The following is a 21,866-nucleotide window of genomic DNA, read 5'->3' on the forward strand; positions in this document are numbered from 1 at the left end:
GACACCACCCATGGAATTCGAATTCGACGTTGTCGTCGTAGGTTCCGGAGCGGCCGGTATGACCGCCGCCCTGACCGCCGCCTATCGCGGCCTGTCGGTCACCCTGATCGAGAAATCGCGCCTGTTCGGCGGTTCCACCGCGCGCTCGGGCGGCGGCATCTGGGTGCCGAACAACCCGGTGCTGAAGGCCGCGGGCGTGCCGGACAGCCCGACCATGGCGCGGACATACCTGAAAGCCGTTGTCGGCGACCGTGTTCCCGATGCCAAGCAGCGGGCCTTCCTGGACGAGGGCCCGAAGATGTTCGACTACCTCGGCGCGCGCTCGCGCTACTGGGAATTCGATTACGACCGCGGCTATTCCGACTACCACCCGGAGTACCCGGGCGGTCTGGCACAGGGCCGGTCCATCGAGCCCAAGGTGATCGACGGCCGACTGCTCGGCGGTGATCTGCACAAGATCAACCAGCCGACCATGTCCGCGCCGGGCGGGCTGGCCATCACGGTCAGCGATTTCCACGACCTGAACATGATCGCGCGCACCTGGACCGCCAAGAAGACCGCGGTCAAGGTCGGCGCGCGCACCGCGCTGGCCCTGGTCAAGGGCGCCAAGCCGCTGAGCCTGGGCAAGGCGCTGGCCGCGCGGCTGTGGCTGTCGCTGCGCGACGCGGGCGTGCCGGTGTGGCTGAACACCCCGCTGTCCGAGCTGATCGTGCAGGACGGCGTCGTGGTCGGCGTGCGCGCCGAGCACGAGGGCGCCCCGGTGGTCATCAGGGCCAAGTACGGCGTGGTGCTGGCGGCCGGCGGGTTCGAACACAACCTGGAAATGCGTGAGAAGTACATCTCCGGCCCGCAGTCCACCGCGTGGACCGTCGGCGCCGTCGAGAATGTCGGCGACGGCATCGTCGCGGGCCAGAACGTCGGCGCGGCAACCGATCTCATGGACGACGCGTGGTGGGGTCCGTCGGTGCGCAGCGGCGGCGACCGCCCGCCGTTCTTCTGCCTGGCCGAGCGCGCGCAGCCCGGCGCGATCATGGTCAACGACGAGGGCGAGCGTTTCGTCAACGAATCCGCGCCGTACGTCAACGTCGTGCACAAGATGTACGAGGAGGCCGCGGCCGGGCGCAGCAGCGGGCCGTCGCACTTCATCTTCGACCAGAACTTCCGCGACCACTACCTGTTCCTGGGCAACTTCCCCAAACGGCCACTGCCCCAGGCGTATTTCGACAAGGGCATCATCAAGCAGGCCGATACCCTGGCCGACCTGGCCGCGCAGCTGGACATCCCGGCCGCCAAGCTCGCCGCCACGGTGGAGCGTTTCAACGGCTTCGCCAGGGCGGGCCGCGACGAGGACTTCCAGCGCGGCGATTCCGCCTACGACCGCTACTACGGTGACCCGACCGTGAAGCCGAACCCGAACCTCGCGCCTATCGAGCGCGGCCCGTTCTACGCGGTGGAAATGGTCCCCGGCGATCTGGGCACCAAGGGCGGCCTGGTCACCGACGAGCACGCGCGCGTGCTGGACGAGCGCGGCGAGGTCATCGCGGGCCTGTACTCGGCGGGCAACAACTCCGCGGCAGTCATGGGCAACGACTACGCCGGCGCGGGCGCGACGATCGGACCGGCCATGGTGTTCGGCTACATCGCCGCCAACCACATGGCCGACCGGGACGACGCGGAATCGGATGCGGCGCAGGCCGATTCGGCAGCGTCCGAGCGGACCGGGTCCGCACAGCCCAAACGGAACGCCAAGCGCGGCGCGGCCCCGGCCGGCGCGGCCCGGAACTGAGGAGCGGCGATATGGGACGGGTAAGCACCAAGAACGTCATCGTCACCGGCGGCGCGCGCGGCATGGGCGCGGCCTTCGCGCGCAGGCTCGTCGAGGAGGGCGCGAGCGTCGTCATCACCGACGTCCTCGAGCGGGAGGGCGCCGACCTGGCCGCCGAACTCGGCGAGCGGGCCCTGTTCCTGCCGCTGGACGTCACCGACGAGGCGGCCTGGAACGTCGTGGTCGCGCGGGCCGAGGCGGCGTTCGGCCCGGTCTCGGGCCTGGTCAACAACGCGGGCATCGTGCACGTGGACCCCATCGAGAAGCTGTCCGAGGCCGACTACCGCCGGGTCATCGACGTGAACCAGGTCGGTGTGTTCCTGGGTATGAAGGCCGTGGTCGGCTCGATGCGCGCCGCGGGCGCCGGCTCGATCGTGAACATCTCCTCGACCGGCGGGCTCATCGGCTACTCGAACATCCTCGGGTACGTGGCCTCCAAGTGGGCGGTGCGCGGGATGTCCAAGACCGCCGCTCAGGAGTTCGCGCCGGACAACATTCGCGTCAACTCCGTGCACCCCGGGATCGTCGCCACCGAGATGGTCGCCACCTCCGATCGTTCGGCGTCCATCGCGGCCAATCAGCCCATCGCCCGTCCGGGGACCCCGGGGGAGCTCGCCAATCTGGTGCTGTTCCTCATCTCCGACGAGTCCTCCTACAGCACCGGGTCGGAATTCATCGCCGACGGTGGCTTCACCACGCAGTAAGGGAAAGATCATGAAGGACTTCCACGGCAAGGTCGCCGTCATCACCGGTGCGGGCGCGGGCATCGGCCGCGCGCTGGCGGTCGAGCTGGCCAAGAACGGTGCGCACCTGGCACTGTCGGGCCGCAATCTCGAGAGTGTCGCCGAGACGGCGGCGCTGTGCGAGAAGGAGGGCGTCAAGGCCCGCGCGTACAAGCTCGACGTCACCGATCGCGCGGCGGTGTACGAGCACGCGGACGAGGTGGTCTCGGACTTCGGCAAGGTCAATATCGTCATCAACAACGCCGGCGTCTCGCTGACCGCCAACGTCGAGGACGTGACCTGGGAAGACTTCGAATGGATCTTCAACATCAATTTCTGGGGCACCGCGCACGGCACGAAGGCGTTTCTGCCGCACGTCGTCGCCTCCGGTGACGGCCACATCGCCAACGTGTCCAGCATGTTCGGCCTGGTGGCCTGCCCGAGCCAGAGCGGCTACAGCTCGTCGAAGTTCGCCATGCGCGCCTTCACCGACGCGCTGCGCCAGGAAATGATCATCGCGGGCAACAACGTCGGCGTCTCCAGCGTGCACCCCGGCATGATCAAGACCGAGATCGCCTGGAAGGCACGGGCTTCGGCCAACCGCGATCGGGACGCGCTGGCCAAGAACTTCGACGGCCTGGCCAAGACCACGCCCGAGCAGTGCGCGCAGACGATCCTCAAGGGCATCCGGAAGAACGACCCGCTCATCCTGATCGGCACCGACGCCAAGGCGATGAACTGGATGCAGCGCCTGCTCGGCTCCGGCTACATGAAGCCGCTCACCGCGCAGATGCGCAAGGAGATCTGACCTCCGCCGCAGGACCGCGCCCGCGCGGCCGGACGACCGTTGGCCGCACGCCCTTCCGGTGTGCGGCTAACGGTCGTTGTGCCGGTTGGACAGCCTTGACCTGCGCATATTGCCGGTCTCGCTGATCGAGACCGGTCCTGTGTTGTGACGCCGGTAACACGGGAGCCTCGAAGAACGGCCCCGCTGGGAGGCTGGATTCTCGAACAACGGAGGCGGCTGATGAGCGGGTCGTCGAGGCCGCAGCCACGAACGCCAGGGTTTCGAGCGGATCAGTCATCGGCGTCCCGAGATCGCCGCCGGGCATCCGGCCGGCGGTCCATCCCGATCGTGCTGGGCGGCAACAGTCTTCCGGCGGTGCGGCGCGCGGCCCAGGTCGGCGACGGCTGGTTCCCGTACACCATCGGCGCGGACGACTTCGCGCGCGGCGCCGACCGGATTCGCGAGATCGCCACCGCCGCCGGACGTTCCGAGGACGCGGTGGAGATGACGATCTGGCCCGGGTCGTTCGACTTCACCCGGGAGTTCGACGCCGACTACGTGCGGCCCTATGTCGCTGCGGGGGCGAGCCGCCTCGTGCTCACCCCGCCCATGTTCGGCCCGGAATCGCTGCTGAACGGCGTGGAATCGCTTGCCGGATACGTGGATCGCTACCGCAACGACGTGGTGGCGACGCTGTGAGCGCCGAGGCCGGGGTCCGGGTACTGGACCGGATCGTCCTGCCCGCCGACCGGGTCGAGGACTGGCTCGCCGGCTGGCGCGCGGACTACGTGCCGGGCGCCATCACCCGGGGGCTGCGCGCACCGCACGTCTGGCGCGCACACCTGGGCGCCGACGCGGTCGCCCTGCACATCGTCTGGGAACTGCCCGGCATCTACGACTTCTACGGCATGCGCGCGGCGGCCGGGGCGGATCCGGCGGTCGCCGAGTTCTGGTCGCGGACCGACGCGCTGGCGCTGGAACGGCAGCGGCACGTGCTGGCCGCGGGTGCGGAATCGGTCTCCGAAAGGGAAACGGCATGAGCCGCTGGATAATTCTGAGCGACGCGCCGGCGACCGAGCGCGACGTCACCGCGCGTGCGGCGGCGGCCGCCGCGCTGCCCGGGGTGCGGCACTGCTCGGGAGGGTTGGACCTGCCCGGCAGCGCCGGTGGCCGCGGCGCGGTGTGGGATCTGCACGCCGACCTCACGCCCGAGCAAGCCCTGCCCGGCCTGGACGGCGACGCGGTGCGGCTGGAACCGCTTCGCGCGCTGACGGTTCCGCTCGGTGGACCGGACCGGATCAAGCGCACCCTGCTGCTCACGGTGCGCGCGGGCACGCCCGCCGCGGTGATCGCGCGCTTCGAAGCCGATCTCACGGCGATGCCCGGTCATATCGCCGCCATCAAATCCTGGTCGCTGAGCCGGGTGTCGGGCCACCCGCGCTGGACGCACGCCTGGGAGCAGGAGTTCGCCGACGCCGACGGGCTCAACGGCGACTATCTGCTACACCCGTACCACTGGACGCACGTCGATCGCTGGTTCGACAGCGAGATCCCGGGCTCGATCGTGACCCCGGAGATCGCGCACCTGTATCGCCGGGCGGACGGGGCGGTGCTGGGGCAGTGAGCGCCCGCGGCCGCCGCCGCTCAGCGGGGGCCGCGCAGCTGCTCCTTGAGGACCTTGCCGCCGGTGTTGCGGGGCAGGGCGCCGGTGAACACCACCTCGCGCGGAACCTTGTACCCGGCCAATCGTTTCCGGGACCACTCGACGATCGCCGCCGCGTCGGCGGCCGCGGGATCGGCGGGCACCACCACGGCCCGGCCGACCTCGCCGAGCCTGCTGTCGGGGATGCCGACGACGGCGACGTCGCGAATCTGCGGGTGCCCGAGCAGGACCCGCTCGATCTCGGCCGGGTAGGCGTTGAAACCGCCGACGATGAACATGTCCTTGAGGCGATCGGTGATGCGCAGATACCCGTCGGCGCCGAGGTACCCGGCGTCGCCGGTGTGCAGGTAGCCGTTGACGTCGATGACCGCCGCGGTCGTCGCGGGATCGTCGAGGTAGCCGAGCATCACGTTGGGACCCTTGACCAGAATCTCCCCGGGCTCACCCGGCGCGGTGTTGCCGCCGTCGGGGTTCACGATGCGAACGTGGGTGCCGGACAACGGCTTTCCCACCGTCTCGGTCAGCAACTCGACCGGCGCGCCGGGCGGGCAGACCGAGACCACGCCCACCGATTCGGTGAGGCCGTAGGCGGTGAACACCGACGGCACCCCGAGTTCGGTGCGGACGCGCTCGACGAGTTCGGCGGGGATCGTCGCGCCCCCGGTGCCGGCCAGGCGCACCGAACCCAGCCGGTAGTCACCGTGATCGCTGTTCAGCAGATCGGTGAAAAGCGTCGGGGGACCGGCGAGCACGCTGATGCGCTCGCTCTCGATGAGGCGCAGCGCCGGCTCCGGTTCGAACCGGGCCAGCGGCACCATGGTGGCGGTGCACAGCAGACAGGCGATGATCCCGGCCTTGTAGCCGAAGGTGTGCGAGAACGGATTCACCAGCAGGTAGCGATCACGCGGCCGCAGCGTCACCGCCTCGGCCCACGCGGTGAACACCGCCAGGGTCTGCCCGTGGGTGGCCAGGACGCCCTTCGGTGCGCCGGTGGTGCCGGAGGTGAACAGGATGTCCGAGATCGAATCCGGGGTCACCTCCGCCACCCGGTCCTTCGCGGCCGAGGCGGGGATCACCTGGCCCGGGGCCAGGAATCCGGCCCACGAACTGGTGTCCCAGTCCGCGGCGGTGTCGCCCGGCGCGTCGTCGAGCAGGATGAGGTGTTCGAGGTCGGGCAGCGGCCCGGCCGCGGCGAGCATGCCCGGGTAGTCGTTGCCCAGGAACTCCTGCACCGTGCAGACGGCCTTGGCCCGGGCGCGGGCCAGGATGTCGGCGGCCTCGGGACCCTTGAACCGGGTGCTGATCGGCACCAGCGTGGCTCCGGCCCCGAGCAGCCCGAGCGCGGCGACGATCCAGCGGTCGGTGTTGGGCGCCCACATCCCGACGCGGTCGCCGGTCTCGAGCCCCGAGGCGATGGCCGCGCGCGTGACCGCCGCCGCCTGTTCGGCCAATTCCGCGTAGGTCACTCGCCCCGTGGGCCCGGCTATCGCGACGGCGTCCGGATACCGCCGGGCACGGTCCGCCACGAGGGCCGGAATGGTGCTGATCGGGCCGGACGCCGAGCTTCCGCCGATGGATGCCGCATGCCGCCGATCCATTCGCCCATCCTGCCGCACCGCCCCCACCCGAATGCCCGTTTTTCGCGTGCCATCCCGGTGACCGGGCGTGCCATCGGCCCGCGTCGCGTGATTCCGCTGATCGGGATGCGGGTTGGGGGTGAGGGCGATCGCCCGGCACGCTCGATGACAGGGATATTTCCGGTCGGCATATGCCCGATAGGCCGCGTTCGAGCGGTGAGCGCTGGAGTGCTGATGAATTCCGAACATCGAAGGAGTGACATGACCGCGGGAGCCGAGCTCGAGCAGCGACCCGACGTGGCCGAGCCGATCGCCGGCCCGGCCGGTGCCGCCGTGACCGTCGCCGAACTCGACGGCGCCTGCGGGCTGTCCCGCGAGCGCATCGGCGGCAAGGCGTGGAGCATCGACCACATGCGGGCCCTCGGCCTGCCGGTCCCGCCCGCCTTCGTCATCACCACCGACGCCTGGGCGGACTACACCCGGCGCGGGGTCATCGCCGACGAGATCTGGGAGCGGGTGCGCGCCGGCATCGCCATGATCGAGCGCGGGACCGGGCGCTCCTTCGGCGGCGCGCGACGGCCGCTGCTGGTGTCGGTGCGCTCGGGTTCGGCGGTGTCCATGCCCGGCATGATGGACACGGTGCTCAACCTCGGTATGACCGACGAGGTGCAGGCCGCGCTCGCGGCCGAGACCTCGAATCCGGTGTACGCCAACGACACCCGCGATCGCTTCGTGCACCAGTACCGCGAGACCGTACTCGGCGCGGCGGACGGCGTCGTGCCCGCGGACCCGTGGCAGCAGCTGCGCGGCGCCATCGAGGCGGTGTTCCGGTCGTGGGATTCCGCGCGCGCCAAGACCTATCGCCGCAATCGCGGGGTGCCCGACGCGCTCGGCACCGCTGTCACGGTGCAGGCCATGGTGTTCGGCAACCTCGACGAGCGCTCCGGCACCGGCGTGCTGTTCAGCCGCAACCCCAACACCGGCGACGGCCCGGTGTACGGCGAGTGGCTGGTGGGCGGGCAGGGTGAGGACGTGGTCTCGGGCCGCCTGACCCCGCGCCCGCTCGCCGACCTGGCCGCGACCCAGCCCGCGGTGCACGCGCGCCTGATCGCCGCCACCGAACTGCTCGAACGCGACGGCCGCGATATGCAGGACATCGAGTTCACCGTGGAATCGGGCACGCTGTGGATGCTGCAGTCGCGCCCGGCCAAGCGGACCGCGCGGGCCGCCACGCGCGCGGCCGTGGCCATGGTCGCGGAGGGCCTGATCGATGCCGGGGAGGCCCTGGATCGGGTCACCGCCGACCAGGTGCGCGAGGTGCTGCGCCCGGCCACGGGTGACACCGCCGGGCACGAGCCACTGGCGCGCGGTGAATCCGCCTGTCCCGGACTGGCTTCGGGTGTGGTCGTGGTCGATCCCGACGAGGCCGAGGCGCGCGCCGAGGCCGGCGAGGACGTCATCCTGGTGCGCCCCACCACCAGCCCGGACGATCTGCACGGCATGATCGCCGCGCGCGCGATCGTCACCGAACTGGGCGGGACCACCTCGCACGCCGCGCTGGTGAGCCGGGAACTGGGACGGCCCTGCGTGGTCGGCTGCGGTCCGGGCGTCGTGGCCGCGCTGGTCGGCCGGACCGTCACCGTCGACGGCGGTGCGGGACTGGTGCTTTCGGGTCAGATCACCGCCAAGCCCGTCGAGCAGAGCGTGCTCGACGACGTGGCGCGGCTGGCCGAGTGGGCGGGCGTGGAGCCCGCGGCGCTGGCCGATCGGCTCGAACAGCGTTCCGGCGCAACGGAAGACACCGGCACCGATGTCGCGCCGGGCGCGGCTCCGGTGGACGCGCCCGTCACCGAGCTGGCACTGCTGCGGCTCGTCGGCATCAAGGGCCGGGTGAGCGCGGAGAACCTGGCCGCGAGCCTGGGCGCGGACGTCGCCGACATCACCGCGCACTGCGAGGGCCTGGTCGCCGCCGGACTGTGCGCGACCACCCCGGCCGGCTTCCGGCTCACCCCCGAGGGGCGTCCCCGGCTGGCGGAGCTGCTCGAGGCCGAGCGCGCGAGCGTCGACCACGCCGCGCTCACCGTCGCCTACGACGAATTCTGCGGCTACAACGCCGATCTCAAGGTGATCATCACCGACTGGCAGATGAAGGATCCGGCGACGGTCAACGATCACGCCGACGCCGACTACGACGCGGCGGTGCTGGCCCGCCTGGCCGCCACCCACCGGGCCCTGCGCCCGCTGGTGCACCGGCTCGGTGGCCTGGCCCCGCGCCTGGTCCGCTACACCGATCGCCTGGACCGGGCCGTCGAGCGCATCGCCGAGGGCGACCTCACCTACGTCGCCCGGCCCATCATGGACAGCTATCACACCGTGTGGTTCGAACTGCACGAGGATCTGATCGGCCTGTGCGGTCTGACCCGCGCCGAGGAAGCGGCGGCCGGCCGTGCCCACTGATCCCGTACTCGCGCCGTCGATGTCCGCCGACCCCACACTTTCCGACTCCGCCGCCCGCCATTCCCCAGCGTCCCCTGCCGCGGCGGACCGGCGATGGGTGGAGTTCGCCCAGATCGACAACGTGCGCGATCTGGGCGGACTCCCCGTAACCGGGGGCGGGACAACCCGTTTCGGCATGGTCTTCCGCTCCAGCACCCTGCAGCAGGCCACCGAGTCGGACCTGGCGCGCCTGCTCGGCCCGCTGGGGCTGCGCACGGTCATCGACCTGCGCCTGCCCGACGAGGTCGACCGCGAGGGCTACGGCCCGATCGCGGGCACCGAGATCCGCATCGCGGGGCTGCCCATCCGCAAGTCGCCGCAATCCTCGCTGGCGGCACGGGATCTGGTGCCCGACAAGACGCGCGTCGATCTGACCGACCTGTACGGTCAGCTGCTGGCGGGCAGCGCCGAGCACATCGTCGAAGCGGTCCGCCTCATCATCGATCCCGAGCGCCGCTCGGTGCTGTTCCACTGCGCCGCGGGCAAGGACCGCACGGGCGTGCTGGCCGCGGTATTACTGGACGCCGTCGGCGTGGACCACGAGGCCATCGCACACGACTACGTCCTGACCAACGAGCGGATGCAGCGGGTGCGGGACCGCCTGAACGCGCTGCCCTCCTACACCGGCCTGCCCCCGGCCAATACCGGGATCCTGGCCATCACCCCCGAGGTCATGCTCGGTTTCCTGCGCAATCTGCACGCCGACCACGGCGGCGCCGCGGCCTGGCTGCTGGCCAACGGCCTGCCGACGGAGGAACTCGCGAGCCTGCGCGAAACCCTTGTGGTGCAACCGAACTGACCCGCGGCGGGCAGCGGCCTATCGCGGTTCGACGACGACCTTGCCCTCTTCCCCCAAGGCGATCGTCGGCAGCAGGGCGTGGGCCTCGGCCTCCACCTGTTCGCGGGCGCCGGGGGCGAAGGGGTGCCACGGCGTGATGCGAACGGTCGAGCCCTCCACCGCCCACGAGCCGTGCACGAAACCGTCCACCAGGTACATCGGCACGCCCGCCGAGGCGATCCGGTTGATCCGGGCGCGGTCCGCGTCGCTGATGATCCGGCGGCGATCCTTGTGCCCGAGGGCGGCGTTGTCGAACGCGGGCAGCAGCCGGACCGGAACCGGCAGGTCCGCGTCGGCCAGCGGCGCGTCCGGCAGATCGAAGAGCTCGCGGCCGGTGTCGTCGCGGTACACCCGCAGGCTCGGCCGCAGGCGGGCGACGACCGCCGCGAGCCGGGTCACCCCCGACCACGCCTGCATGTCGGCCACGCTCGCGGGTCCGAAGGCGGCCAGGTAGCGCCGGATCAGGGTCTCCGGATCCGGCGCGTCGTGCACGGGCTCGCCGGTCCAGTCCTGCGCGAGCGTGACCGAGACGTACCGATTGCGCCACGCGCCCCACACCCCGGCGGTGTGGTCGTGGACGAGCGGCAGGACCAGCCCCAGCGCCTGGGCGAGCCGCCCGGGATGCGGGCTCGGGAAGTGCGCGGCGAGTTCGCGCCCCAGCTCGCGGCGCGACAGCGTGCGCCCGGCGAGCAATCGCGCTCCCACGGAACGGAATTCGTCGCGGTCCGTGGCGCCGAGCGCCTCCTGGAAGTAGGCGGCGGTGTACAGCTGTTCGACGGCCGGGCGCACCGTCGGGTACAGCCAGCGGTAGTCCGCCGCGTCGGCGAGATGCACCGTGCGCCGGATCATGGTGGAGCGCACCACGGTTCGATCGCGCAGCAACCCCTCCAGCTCGTCGTTGCGGAAGTCGGTGAGCCGGGACCACAGGCCGACGTACGGCCAGTTCGGTTCCTGGCCCTGCACCGCGACCAGCCGGCGGACGAGGTCGGCGGCGGACATGTCGGCGCGCTCGACGAGCGACTGGCGCAGCAGCAGGGTCCGGTTCAGCGTGCGGAGCGAGATTTCCGTCATGGGATCAGTGTCGCCGGGGATTAGGACAGGACGTGTCCTATCTCGGCGGAGCAGACCGATCTTCCGGATTCGGGCATGTCACGGCGACGGAGCTGGGATTCTGAGGGGGAGTCGAGAGTCCACCCACCGCGGGGAGGCAAGGCATTGGCCCGAATCGGCACCACCCTCGTCACCGATCATCCCCGCCCGGCGGCGGACAGCCGCCCGGGCGAGATCCCGGACAGCGGTCGTCGTCCGACCCACCCGTGGCGATCATGCTGCTCGGCATAGACATCGGCACCTCGGCGTCGAAGGGCGTCCTCGCCGACCATCGCGGCCGCGTCGTGCGGCGCTCCGAGCGTTCGCACGCGGTGTCCATGCCCCGGCCCGGCTGGGTCGAGCACGACGCCGACGCCGTGTGGTGGGCGGACTTCCGGTCGATCGCGCGCGAGCTGACCGAGGACGGCCCGCCCGTCGACGCCCTCGCGGTGAGCGGTATCGGGCCCTGCCTGCTGCCCGCCGACGAGCACGGGCTGCCGCTGCGCCCGGCCATCCTCTACGGCGTCGACACCCGCGCCGGCATCGAAATAGCCGAGCTGACCGACGAACTGGGCGCGGACACCGTGCTCGAGCGCTCCGGCTCGCCGCTGACCAGCCAGGCCGTCGGGCCCAAACTGCGCTGGCTGGCCCGGCACGAACCGCAGGTCTGGAAAGACACGCGCATGCTGCTGATGGCGAGTTCGTTTCTGGTGCACCGGCTCACCGGCCGCTACGTCCTGGATCACCAGTCGGCGAGCCAGTGCGTGCCCATGTACGACCTGGCGGCCCGCGACTGGGCCCGGGACTGGGCCGATTCGGTCGCTCCCGGCCTGCCGCTGCCCGAATTGGCCTGGCCCACCGAGATTGTCGGCCACCTCACCGCGCGGGCCGCGGCCGAAACCGGTCTGCCCGCCGGACTGCCGGTCACCACCGGCACCATCGACGCCTGGGCCGAGGCTGCGGGCATCGGCGCCCGCGATCCCGGCGACACCATGATCATGTACGGCACCACCCTGTTCCTGACCCAGGTGCTGACCGCGCCGCGACCGCATCCCGGACTGTGGACCACCTGTGGAACCCGCCCCGGCACATACACTTCCGCCGCGGGCATGGCGACCTCCGGCGCGGTCACCGACTGGTTGCGCACCCTCGTCGGCGGGGTGTTCGGCGAACTCACCGCCGACGCGGCCGCGGTGCCACCCGGTAGCCGCGGGCTGCTGGTGCTGCCCTACTTCGCCGGCGAGCGCACGCCGCTGTTCGATCCCAGCGCACGCGGGGTGATCGCCGGGCTCACCCTGAGCCACGGTCGCGCCGAGCTCTATCGCGCGGTGCTGGAGGGCATCGGCTACGGCGTCCGCCACAACCTCGAGGCCATGACCGACGCGGGCGGTCGGGCAACCCGGTTGATCGCGGTGGGCGGCGGCACCCGGGGCGGGCTGTGGACCCGCATCGTCTCCGATATCACCGGTCTGCCTCAGCAATTGCCGGCCGAGACCATCGGCGCGGCGCTGGGCGACGCCCTGCTCGCGGCCGAGGCCCTGGGCCTGCCCACCGCCGACTGGAACCCGATCGTCGCCACCGTCGATCCCGACCCGGCGCACACTGCGCAGTACGACAGGTACTACCGGCACTACCGCACCCTCTACGAAACCACCCGCGCCACCGCCCATTTCCTGGCCGCCGAACAGCACCGCGCGTCCTGACCGCCGCCGCGCGACGTGTCCGATTTATTCCTTTTCAGCATGGTGCGCGGTGGGTTGCTCCGCGATCGCGGAACGCAGGACAGCGGGACCCGGAGGTGATACAACTTGCGCCGTGGCATGGACGTTGCGGCTCAACGCTGATCAAGAAGCTGCGCTGAGCGCGCAGGCGGTAGTCGAAGGGCGGTCGAAACAGGAGATCGCCCGGGATGCCGTGCGCACCTACCTGGAACGGCATGGCACCTGGGACGAATTCCTCTCCGACGACCCGGTGGTCTTCGGCTGAGCACGGTGTGATCCGGCCCCGCTCACGGGTAGTACTGATTGCGTATCTCGGCGTAGCGCTCGCGCACGGCCGCCCCCAGCCCCGCGGCGGGAGCGTGGAACTCGGTCGCCTGCGGTGCGGGCCACCGCGGCGGTCGCGGGCCACCGCGCAGCGCCCAGGCCGCCTGCCGGGCGGCACCCAGGGCCACGTACTCGTTGGCGTGCGGGACCGTCACGGTGCGGCCGAAGATCGTCGCGGCCGCGTGCGCGATCAGCCGCGAGCGCGCCGCACCGCCGATCAGCAGAATGCGCCGCGGCGTGGTGGGCAGCCGGTCGAAGGCCTCGGCGATGTTGCACAGCATGCCCTCGATGGCCGCGCGCGCCAGATGGTGCGGGCGCATGGTGGCCGGGCGCAGCCCGTGCAGACTCGCGGTGGCGTGCGGCAGATTCGGCGTCCGCTCCCCGGCCAGATACGGCAGCAGCGTGAGCCCGTCGGCGCCCGCGGGTGACTGCGCCGCCAGCACCTCCAGCCCGGAGATGTCGGTGCCCAGCAGCGTCGCGGTGGCGTCCAGCACCCGGGCCGCGTTGAGCGTGCAGACCAGCGGCAGGAACGCGCCGGTGGCGTCGGCGAAGCCGTTGACCGCCCCCGACGGGTCGGTGCTCGGCGCGGCGGACCGGGTGAACACCGTGCCGCTGGTGCCGAGCGAGACCACCACGTCCCCGTCCGCGATGCCCAAACCCAGTGCGGCGGCGGCATTGTCGCCGGTGCCCGCCGCCACCACGCGCCCGCCGGGCGTGTGCCCGGCGACCCCGGCGGGTTCCAGCACGCGCGGCACCTCGGGGGTGCGCCCCCGGAACGCCAGCGCCAGCAGATCGGGCCGGTAGCTGCCCGCGCCCGGGGACCAGTAGCCCGTCCCGGAGGCGTCGCCGCGATCGGTGGTCGGCGCGTGCGCGGGATCACCGCCGCGCAGGCGCCAGGTCAGATAGTCGTGCGGCAGCAGCACGCGCACGGTCCGATCCGCGAGGTCGGGCTCGTTGTCGGCGAACCAGCGCAGTTTGGCGACGGTGTGCGCGGCCAGCGGTACGCTGCCCACCGCGTCGGCCCAGGCCTGCGGCCCGCCGAGTTCGCGGACCAGTTGACCCGCGGCCTCGGCCGAGCGGGTGTCGTTCCACAGCAGGGCGTCCCGCACCGGATGCCCGGCCGCGTCCAGGACGACCAGCCCGTGCTGCTGGCCCGCGACGGCGATCGCCTCCACGTCGCGCATCATGCGATCGCAGGCGGATCTGAGCGCCTCCCACCACAGCGCGGGCGCCACCTCGGTGCCGTCGGGATGCGCGATCTGCCGCTGCCGCAATACCGTTCCGGTATCGGCGTCGCACACCACGATTGTGCAGGATTGCGTCGAAGAGTCCACTCCGGCAACGACCGTCATTGGTCCCTACCCGTCTCTATCGCGCCGGGCCCCGTCCGGGACGCAGCTGGATCTTACGGCCCGTGCCGGCGCGGAAAGTGCGCAGCGCGTCACCGAATTCGTCGAGCGCGAAATCGTGGGTGATCATGGTGTCGGCGTCGATGACGCCTTCGCCCATGAGATCCACGGCCCGCCCGAAACTGTGCAGGACCGCCATCGAACCGACGATGGTGATCTCGTCGTTGTAGATGCGAAAGGGCGAGACACTCGCTCGCGCGTCCGCAGGTGCAACCCCGAATTGCTGATAGGTGCCGCCACGCCGCACCCGGGACAAGCCATCCTCCATGGCGGAAACCGTTCCGCTGCACTCGATGACGACCTCCCAGCCCTCGGGCCGGTCCATGTCGTCCGCGTCCGTGGTCGCCGCGTCCGCGCCGAGCCGGCGGGCCACCGCGAGCCGGTCGACGTTGGTGTCGACCATCGACACCGACCCCGCGCCCGCCGCGCCGGCCAACTGCAGCATGAGCAGGCCCATGGTGCCCGCGCCGTAGATCAGGTAGTGCGCGCCGAGTCGCCTCGGCAACACGTCGAATCCGTGCACCGCGCACGAGAGCGGTTCCGCCAGTGCGCCCTGCACGGCGGAGATGTGCCCGGGTAGCCGATAACAGTTGGCGGCGGGCACTTTCACGTACTCGGCCATGGCGCCGTCGACGGTATCGCCGATCGCGCCCCAGTTTTCGCAGAGATTTCCGCGACCGATCGCGCAGTAATGACAACGCCCGCAGAACAGCGAGGGATCGACCGCGACCCGATCACCGATCCGGACCCCGACGGTATCGGCACCGAGTGCCACTACCTCCCCGGCGAATTCGTGCCCGGGGATGATGGGATAGGGCGTCGGCGGGAATTCGCCCGCCACGATATGGATATCGGTTCCGCATATCCCGACCGCGTCCACCCGCACGACCGCGTCCCCCGCGCCGGGCGTGGGATCCGGCACCGTTTCGACCGAGAACTGTCCGGGCTTCTCGACCAGCAACGCGCGCATAGCAATACCATGCACCCGATCACCGTGAGTTCGACGCGTTTTACGCAATAGCAATCGTATTCGTGACTGGGTTTCGACGCGATTACGAGCGGGCGGGGGTGAATGGGTGTCGCGGGGTGTGTTCGATACCGGTGGACGGCGACGCCGAAATGTCGAGCGCCGCCGGAAAAATGCGCCGGGCACGCGAATGCCGGCGCCGTTCCGGGAGGACGACGCCGGCATTCGGTGGCACCACCCGCGCGCCCGGCCGGTCCCGGGGGAACCGGCCGCGGCGCACGATCGGCGAACGGCCGGCACGAGCTCGCGCCGGCCGAACGATCGCTACTCGGCGTCGGCGAGCAGGGTGATGGTGCCGGCCGCGCCGTCCACGCGGACGCGCTGGCCGTCCCGCAGCGCGGTGCTCGCGGTCTTGGTGTCCACGACGCACGGAACGCCGAACTCGCGCGCCACGATCGCGGCATGCGAAGCGGCGCCGCCGATGTCGGTGACCACCGCACCCGCGTAGCCGAACATCGCGGTGTGCCCGGTATCGGTGACCGAGGCGACCAGAATGTCGCCGGGCTCGATGTCGTCGTCGATCGAGAGGACGAGTTTGACGGTGCCCTCGACCACGCCGGGGCTCACGCCGAGCCCGGACAGGCTCTCGCCGACCGGCAGTGCGCCCGAGATCTCCTCCGGCTCCCAGTCGCCGTTGATCACGTCGGGCATGCGGACGCCCTGGTAGCGAATGCGCTCGGCGCGCCGGCGGGCCACGCGCTCGGCCATATCGGCCGGGGCCCAGAGGATTTCGTCGAGGGTCAGGAACGCGGAGTCCTCGATCTCGGTCAGCCTGCCCGCCTTGACCAGCCGGGCCGCGCGTTCCTGGGTGACCAGGCGCAGGCAGTGGGTCACCCGGACCACCGCGTCGCGGGCGCGCTCGCGGTAGACCGTCGCGCCGACCGCCATCTTGGCGGTGCGGCTCGTCGGCTCGGCGACCGGTTCCCGCTGCGGCGCGGGCATTTCCGCGGCACGGCCGGCCGCGGTCACCAGGAGTTCGGGGCGATCGCCGAAGGTGGCGTTGATCAGCTCGCACTCACCCGGGCCGCGATGGCCGATGCGGGCGAGTTCCTCGTCCAGGGCCCGGGCGAACTCCGGGGACTTCTCCCGGGCGGCGGCCACGTCACCGCTCTTGGCCACACCCTGCAGCCCGGAATCCTTGCGGCACAGCGCCGCCAGGCGTTCCACGGCCAGCATCGTCCGGGCGGACTCGAGGCGTTCGAGGTTGATCTTCACCTCGCCCTTGTGCGCGGCGGTGGCCGCGCCGGTCATCATGACGCCGATGGAGGCGGCCATCCAGCCCTGGTTCAGGCGGTCCCGCCACAGCAGCGCGCGGGCGTGCAGCTGCTCGTCGGTGAGCTCGGAGATCGCGTCCCGGTCCAGGGCCTCCGTGCGCGCGGCGGCGTTGATGAGCTCGGCGGTCTTGCTGTAGCTCAGCGCCGTCGAGGCCACGCGGCCCAGCGCCTTGAAGGTGCCCAGCCGGGCGCCGAGACCGCTCGACATGGCCGGGCGGCCCTTGGGATGCAGCTCCACGTCGCCGATCGCGCCGTACACGTCGCGGCGCACGCTCTCCTCGTCCCAGCCCGGCATGTTCTCCGCGGAGAAGACGCCGATCGAGGCGTTGATGTACATGTGGTGGCCCATGACGCCGGTGACCCGGGAAACCCAGTGCTCGAGCGCGACGCCCTCGATGGCGATCATGTGGCCCATGGCCTCGTTGCCGAGCCGGATCGCGCCCGCCTGCAGATCGATGGTGAGCGGGGTCAGCGGGCCGGGCAGCGCCTCGGAGGTGTTGGTGGCGGTGAACACCGGGATGCGATCGTCGAGCAGATCGTCGAACTCGCCCTGCAGGCCCTCCGGTGCGGAGGCCCGGAGCTGATAGCCGTCCGAGGTCGGGGCGTTCTGCGGCACCACGTGCGCGGGCAGCGGGATCGCGCCGCGCCGGTTCTTCATGCCCGAACTGCTCGACACCCGCCCGTGCAGACCGCGCGCCACGTCCTCGACGGTCTCGCGGGCGGTCCAGCCGTAGCGGAAGCCCCAATCGTCCCGGGCGGCGGCGGTGTCCACGACCGCGCGGCCCGCGGCCGAACGGCCCAGCCACGCGGTGTATTTCACGCCCGCGTCCTGCAGCGTGCGGCGCACGTCGTCTCCGGACACCTCACCGGGCGCGGCCAATCCGACCGTGCCGCCGCGCTGGGACAGCGCGGCCAGCACCAGGAAGCGTTCGAAGTCGTCGTAGTGCAGAACCTGCACGGCCCCCGCGCCGCGCGCACCGGCCAGGCTTTCCAGCACCCGCCAGCTGCCGCCGTCGATGCGGCGCCCGGTGATCAGCGCGGTGCGCACGATCAGCGCGTCCGCGCCGCTGGCGGTCACGGCCCGCTCGACGGTCGAATTCGATTCCGCCACAACCGGAACCACGAGCCGGACGCCGGCGTCGCGCGCCGCGGTGGCGATCGCGCCGACCGGGGCCTGCGCCAGGTGGAGCACCGCGTCGGTCCCGGCGACGGCGCGCGCGGCGAGCTGCGCGTCGGCCGGATCACCGGCGATCTGCTCCACGCGCGGGTCCACGTAGCGATTGCGCTGCCGGTCCAGGCCGATGACCTCGTGCCCGGCCGCCAGCAGCATGCGCGCTACGGAACGACCGCTCGGCTCGGTGACTCCGGTGACCAGAATCCGCATTGACTCTCCTCCTCGTGAGGCGTCCCCAACCAACGTGACGCCGTTCACACACCGTCCCTGCTGCCAGGCCGGGGACAGGCTCGCAGTCCCGTTCAACGGGATACCGGAATCGGTCAGCAAGATGCCGCGCTATATCCCGGGGGTGCGAGCGGGCACCGTCGAGACATGACAGTGCGTGATTCGGTGCGGCCGCTGGCCGCGAGCGAGGTTGGCGAGTACGACGTCGAGACCGAGGTGCTGGTCGTCGGCTACGGCGCGGCGGGCGCGTCGGCGGCGTTCGAGGCCGCGCGGGCCGGTGCGCGGGTCCTGGTGCTCGATCGCGCCGGCGGGCCGGGCGGGGCCTCGGCGATGTCCGGCGGCGAGATCTATCTCGGCGGCGGCACGCCGATCCAGCGCGCGTGCGGCTTCGAGGACACCCCCGAGGCGATGGCGGCCTTCCTGACCGCGGCCCTGGGCGCGGGCGCGGACGCGGCCAAGATCGAGGCGTACTGCGCGGGCAGCGTCGAGCACTTCGGCTGGCTCGTCGATCGCGGCGTGCCGTTCAAGCCGACCCTGTGGGACGCCCCGACCTGGGTGCCGCCCACCGACGACGGGCTCATGTGGCTGGGCGAGAACAGCTGGCCCTTCACCGAACTCGCGACCCCGGCCCCGCGCGGGCACCGGCCCACCGCGAACGACTTCGGCGGCAGGCTGCTCATGGACTGCCTGACCGAGGCGGCCGAAACCGCCGGCGCCACAGCGCTGTTCGACGTGCACGCCGACGCGCTCATCGTCGACGACGCCGGTGCCGTGCTGGGTGTCGTCGCGCGCCGCTACGGCCGGGAACTGCGAATCCGCGCCCACCGCGGGGTCGTGCTCACCACCGGCGGTTTCGTCGACAACGACGACATGCTCGCCGCGCACGCCCCGCAACTGCTCGGGCACACCAGGGTCAGCGCGGGCACCGACGACGGCAGCGGCATCCGCATGGCGCAGGCCCTGGGCGCGGCCGTGCGGCACATGTCGGCGGGCCAGGTCGGCATGGCGCTGATCCCGGGACTGGCCGCGCGCGGCATGGTCGTCAACGCGCGCGGGCAGCGCTTCATGAACGAGGACACCTATCCGGGCCGCATCGGCCAGGCCGCGCTGTACCGCCAGAACATGGGCGGCGCGTGGGCGGGCGGTGACACCGCGGTGTGGGTCATCGTCGACGAGGAGGGCTTCGAGGCGGTTCCCGAATCCCAGCGCTGGGGCGTGCGCCCGCACCAGGTCGCCGAAACCCCCGAGGAGCTGGCCGAACTCACCGGCCTGCCGGCCGGCTCGCTGACCGACACCATCCGCCGCTACAACGAATTCGCCGAGCGCGGAACGGATCTCGACCACCACAAGGCGGCCCGCTGGCTCCGCCCGCTCACCCCGCCGTTCGCCGCCATCGACGTCAAGGCGGGCGTGCGCCCGCCGTCCGAGTCCGGAAACCGCAGGGGCACCGGCGCGTCGGTCTTCACCCTCGGCGGTCTGCACACCGACCTCGACGGCCACGTCCTGAACCTGGACGGCACGCCGATCCCGGGCCTGTACGCCGCCGGCCGCGCCGCCAACGGCCTGCACGGGTTCGGCTACATCTCCGGCACCTCCCTGGGCGACGGCACCTTCTTCGGCCGTCGCGCGGGAGTGGCGGCCGCCGCCCGGGCCTGAACCCGGCCCACCCCGGGGTGAGCGCGGTCGGTGACGCGCTGCCGGGCCCATCGCGATCCGCGTCGCGCCCGATGATGGGTGGCGGCGCGCACCCGGTGCCCTGCGGGGTGCGGTGTCCGGTGCGGGCGCGCGCCCGGCCCGACGGGTCGAGTCGGACGTATGTCCGGCAGTAGCTGATCGGTTGCGTGTCGCGGGGCCGAATTCGTGCGGGCGGCGGGAAGACTCGGGTCATGACGACCGCGCCTCAGTCGAGTCCGTCGCTGCCGCAGCGCCTGCTGGGCGTGCTCAGCGCGGCCGAGCACGCCATCAGGCCGAACTACACCGGGGTGGTGATCGGCGCGATCTTCTTCGCCTGGTCCGTCTCGCCCTCGCTGCTGCCGCGCAGCTGGATCTTCCAGGGTCTGGTCAGCGGTATCAGCGCGGTGATCGGATACGGGGTCGGCTGTGTGCTCGAGTGGGCGTTCCGCAAATGGGCCTGGCCGCGCATCCCCGCCCGCACCCGCGCCCGGATGCGACTGGCCCAGCCCGGCGACCGGATCCGCCAGATCGTCAAACTGGTGATCGTGCTCGGCGCGGCCCTGGGCGCGGCCGCGATCCTAGCGCGGTCGGCGCGCTGGCAGCGGGATCTGGAAGTCCTCATGGGCATGGAACCGACGGAGACCTCCAGCTATCTGCGCGCGGAACTGGTGGCCGCGGCGACCGTCGCGTTCGTCGTCGCGCTGTTTCGCCTGGTGCGCTGGCTGATTCGCACCATCGTGCGGGTGCTGAACATCGACTGGCACATCCCGCGCGCGATCGCGCTGCCCGCCGGCGTCGTGGTCGTGGTCGTCCTCAGCGTGCTGCTGTTCCAGGGCGTGCTTGCCAAAGGCTTCTTCTCCGTGGCGAATTCGGCGTTCAGCGTGCGTAACAGCAACACCTCACCGGCCGCGGTGCAGCCCACCCAGCCCGAACGCTCGGGCAGCCCGGGTTCGCTCGCGCCGTGGGACACCCTCGGCTCGGAGGGCCGCTGGTTCGTCTCCTTCGTCCCGACCGCCGAGCGCATCGCCCAGGTCACCGGTGCGCCCGCGCGCGAGCCCATTCGCGTCTACGCCGGCCTCGAATCCGCGCAGGATCCCGAGGCCATCGCCGATCTCGTGGTCAAGGAACTGGACCGGACCCGAGCCTGGGAGCGCAAGGTGCTGGTCATGGTGACCACCACCGGCACCGGGTGGGTGGACTCCACCACCGCCGAATCCATCGAGTACATGTACGGCGGCGACTCCGCCATCGCCGCCACCCAGTACTCGTACCTGCCCAGCGTGCTGTCGTTCCTGTCGGACAAGTCCAAGGCCGCCGAGGCCGGCCGCCTGCTGGTGCACGCGGTCCACGAGCGCTGGGCGCAGCTGCCGCCGGATGCCCGGCCGAAACTGCTGGTCTACGGCGAGAGCCTGGGCTCGCAGGGTTCCGAGGCGGCCTTCACCGGACTCGACGACATCCGCACCCTGGTGGACGGCGTGCTGTGGGTGGGCCCGCCGAACTCCAACCGCATCTGGAGTCAGCTCACCACCCGCCGCGATCCCGGCACCCCCGAGATCCTGCCCATCTACGCCGACGGACTCATCGTGCGCTTCGCCGCCGACGCCCCGAATCTGAACCGCCCGGGCGGGCCGTGGGTCGATCCCCGCATCGCCTACCTGCAGCACGCGTCGGATCCCATCGTCTGGTGGTCGCCGGATCTGCTGTTCGAGCAACCGGATTGGCTGAAGGAGCCGCGCGGCTCGGATGTCTCCAAATCCATCCGGTGGTGGCCGGTGGTGACCTTCTGGCAGGTCAGCGCGGATCTGGCGCACGCGCAGAAGGTGCCGTCCGGGCACGGTCACCGCTACGGCACCCTGGTGCTGGACGGCTGGACCGCGGTGACCCAGCCCGAGAACTGGAATCCCGAGCTCGAGGCCCGCATCCGCCAGGCCCTGAACGAGGACTCCGACTGGGAGATCGAGCACAAGTAGCCGGGCGATCGCTGACGGCCTTCCGAGCGCGCCGCGTCCGATTCCGCCCACCGGGACTTTTCCGGTCG

General features: G+C 71.4%; 17 protein-coding genes. 12 read left to right on the top strand and 5 right to left on the bottom strand.

What is annotated here, in order from left to right; genetic code table 11:
* Positions 1-10 precede the first annotated feature (10 nt).
* From kstD to ACWIGI_RS16325, 6 genes are all read left to right on the top strand, one after another.
* Positions 11-1,786, top strand: a complete 1,776-nt coding sequence (gene kstD, locus ACWIGI_RS16300; RefSeq protein ID WP_454203202.1) for a 3-oxosteroid 1-dehydrogenase — start codon at positions 11-13, stop codon at positions 1,784-1,786.
* 11 nt (positions 1,787-1,797) lie between these two features.
* Complete coding sequence (locus ACWIGI_RS16305) at positions 1,798-2,529, top strand: glucose 1-dehydrogenase (protein WP_454203203.1); 732 nt, start codon at positions 1,798-1,800, stop codon at positions 2,527-2,529.
* 10 nt (positions 2,530-2,539) lie between these two features.
* Positions 2,540-3,355, top strand: a complete 816-nt coding sequence (locus ACWIGI_RS16310) for an SDR family NAD(P)-dependent oxidoreductase (RefSeq protein WP_454203204.1) — start codon at positions 2,540-2,542, stop codon at positions 3,353-3,355.
* 219 nt (positions 3,356-3,574) lie between these two features.
* Positions 3,575-4,033: an LLM class flavin-dependent oxidoreductase gene (locus ACWIGI_RS16315; protein WP_454203205.1), complete on the top strand. Its 459-nt coding sequence runs from the start codon at positions 3,575-3,577 to the stop codon at positions 4,031-4,033.
* Positions 4,030-4,374 (top strand): hypothetical protein, encoded by a 345-nt coding sequence (locus tag ACWIGI_RS16320; protein WP_454203206.1) that lies wholly within the window; start codon positions 4,030-4,032, stop codon positions 4,372-4,374. Before ACWIGI_RS16315 ends, ACWIGI_RS16320 begins: the two co-directional genes overlap by 4 nt.
* Entirely contained in the window at positions 4,371-4,958 is a 588-nt protein-coding gene (locus ACWIGI_RS16325; RefSeq protein ID WP_454203207.1) for a Dabb family protein, read from the top strand. The genes ACWIGI_RS16320 and ACWIGI_RS16325 overlap by 4 nt, the downstream gene beginning before the upstream one ends.
* A 20-nt stretch (positions 4,959-4,978) precedes the next feature.
* On the opposite strand, the gene ACWIGI_RS16330 is transcribed toward ACWIGI_RS16325, so the two are convergent.
* On the bottom strand, positions 4,979-6,595 hold the full coding sequence (locus ACWIGI_RS16330; protein ID WP_454203208.1) for an AMP-binding protein: 1,617 nt from the start codon (positions 6,593-6,595) through the stop codon (positions 4,979-4,981).
* A gap of 240 nt (positions 6,596-6,835) precedes the next feature.
* Here ACWIGI_RS16330 and ACWIGI_RS16335 point away from each other — a divergent pair, with 240 nt between their 5' ends.
* Both ACWIGI_RS16335 and ACWIGI_RS16340 read left to right on the top strand, forming a co-directional pair.
* Positions 6,836-9,031, top strand: a complete 2,196-nt coding sequence (locus ACWIGI_RS16335) for a pyruvate, phosphate dikinase (protein WP_454203209.1) — start codon at positions 6,836-6,838, stop codon at positions 9,029-9,031.
* A 97-nt stretch (positions 9,032-9,128) separates the two neighbouring features.
* The gene (locus ACWIGI_RS16340) at positions 9,129-9,869 is read left to right on the top strand and encodes a tyrosine-protein phosphatase (protein ID WP_454203210.1); all 741 of its coding nucleotides are present in this window, start codon (positions 9,129-9,131) and stop codon (positions 9,867-9,869) included.
* An 18-nt stretch (positions 9,870-9,887) separates the two neighbouring features.
* Here ACWIGI_RS16340 and ACWIGI_RS16345 read toward each other — a convergent pair whose 3' ends face one another.
* On the bottom strand, positions 9,888-10,979 hold the full coding sequence (locus ACWIGI_RS16345; protein WP_454203211.1) for a winged helix DNA-binding domain-containing protein: 1,092 nt from the start codon (positions 10,977-10,979) through the stop codon (positions 9,888-9,890).
* 254 nt (positions 10,980-11,233) lie between these two features.
* Between ACWIGI_RS16345 and ACWIGI_RS16350 the strand changes: the two genes are divergently transcribed.
* Together ACWIGI_RS16350 and ACWIGI_RS16355 are read left to right on the top strand one after the other, a co-directional pair.
* Positions 11,234-12,700, top strand: a complete 1,467-nt coding sequence (locus ACWIGI_RS16350) for an FGGY-family carbohydrate kinase (protein ID WP_454203406.1) — start codon at positions 11,234-11,236, stop codon at positions 12,698-12,700.
* Positions 12,701-12,812: 112 nt separating this feature from the next.
* On the top strand, positions 12,813-12,983 hold the full coding sequence (locus ACWIGI_RS16355; RefSeq protein WP_454203212.1) for a hypothetical protein: 171 nt from the start codon (positions 12,813-12,815) through the stop codon (positions 12,981-12,983).
* Between the two features lie 22 nt (positions 12,984-13,005).
* On the opposite strand, the gene xylB is transcribed toward ACWIGI_RS16355, so the two are convergent.
* The 3 genes from xylB to ACWIGI_RS16370 all read right to left on the bottom strand — a co-directional run bounded on the left by xylB (position 13,006) and on the right by ACWIGI_RS16370 (position 18,136).
* Positions 13,006-14,394, bottom strand: a complete 1,389-nt coding sequence (gene xylB / locus ACWIGI_RS16360) for a xylulokinase (protein ID WP_454203213.1) — start codon at positions 14,392-14,394, stop codon at positions 13,006-13,008.
* 16 nt (positions 14,395-14,410) lie between these two features.
* Positions 14,411-15,421, bottom strand: a complete 1,011-nt coding sequence (locus ACWIGI_RS16365; RefSeq protein WP_454203214.1) for a zinc-dependent alcohol dehydrogenase family protein — start codon at positions 15,419-15,421, stop codon at positions 14,411-14,413.
* 321 nt (positions 15,422-15,742) lie between these two features.
* Positions 15,743-18,136, bottom strand: a complete 2,394-nt coding sequence (locus tag ACWIGI_RS16370; RefSeq protein WP_454203215.1) for a PEP-utilizing enzyme — start codon at positions 18,134-18,136, stop codon at positions 15,743-15,745.
* Between the two features lie 165 nt (positions 18,137-18,301).
* Between ACWIGI_RS16370 and ACWIGI_RS16375 the strand changes: the two genes are divergently transcribed.
* Together ACWIGI_RS16375 and ACWIGI_RS16380 are read left to right on the top strand one after the other, a co-directional pair.
* A complete protein-coding gene (locus ACWIGI_RS16375) occupies positions 18,302-19,810 on the top strand; it encodes an FAD-dependent oxidoreductase (protein ID WP_454203216.1) in 1,509 nt (502 codons plus the stop codon).
* Between the two features lie 230 nt (positions 19,811-20,040).
* On the top strand, positions 20,041-21,798 hold the full coding sequence (locus ACWIGI_RS16380; protein WP_454203217.1) for an alpha/beta hydrolase: 1,758 nt from the start codon (positions 20,041-20,043) through the stop codon (positions 21,796-21,798).
* Positions 21,799-21,866 lie beyond the last annotated feature (68 nt).

This window comes from Nocardia sp. NPDC055321 (assembly GCF_053645575.1).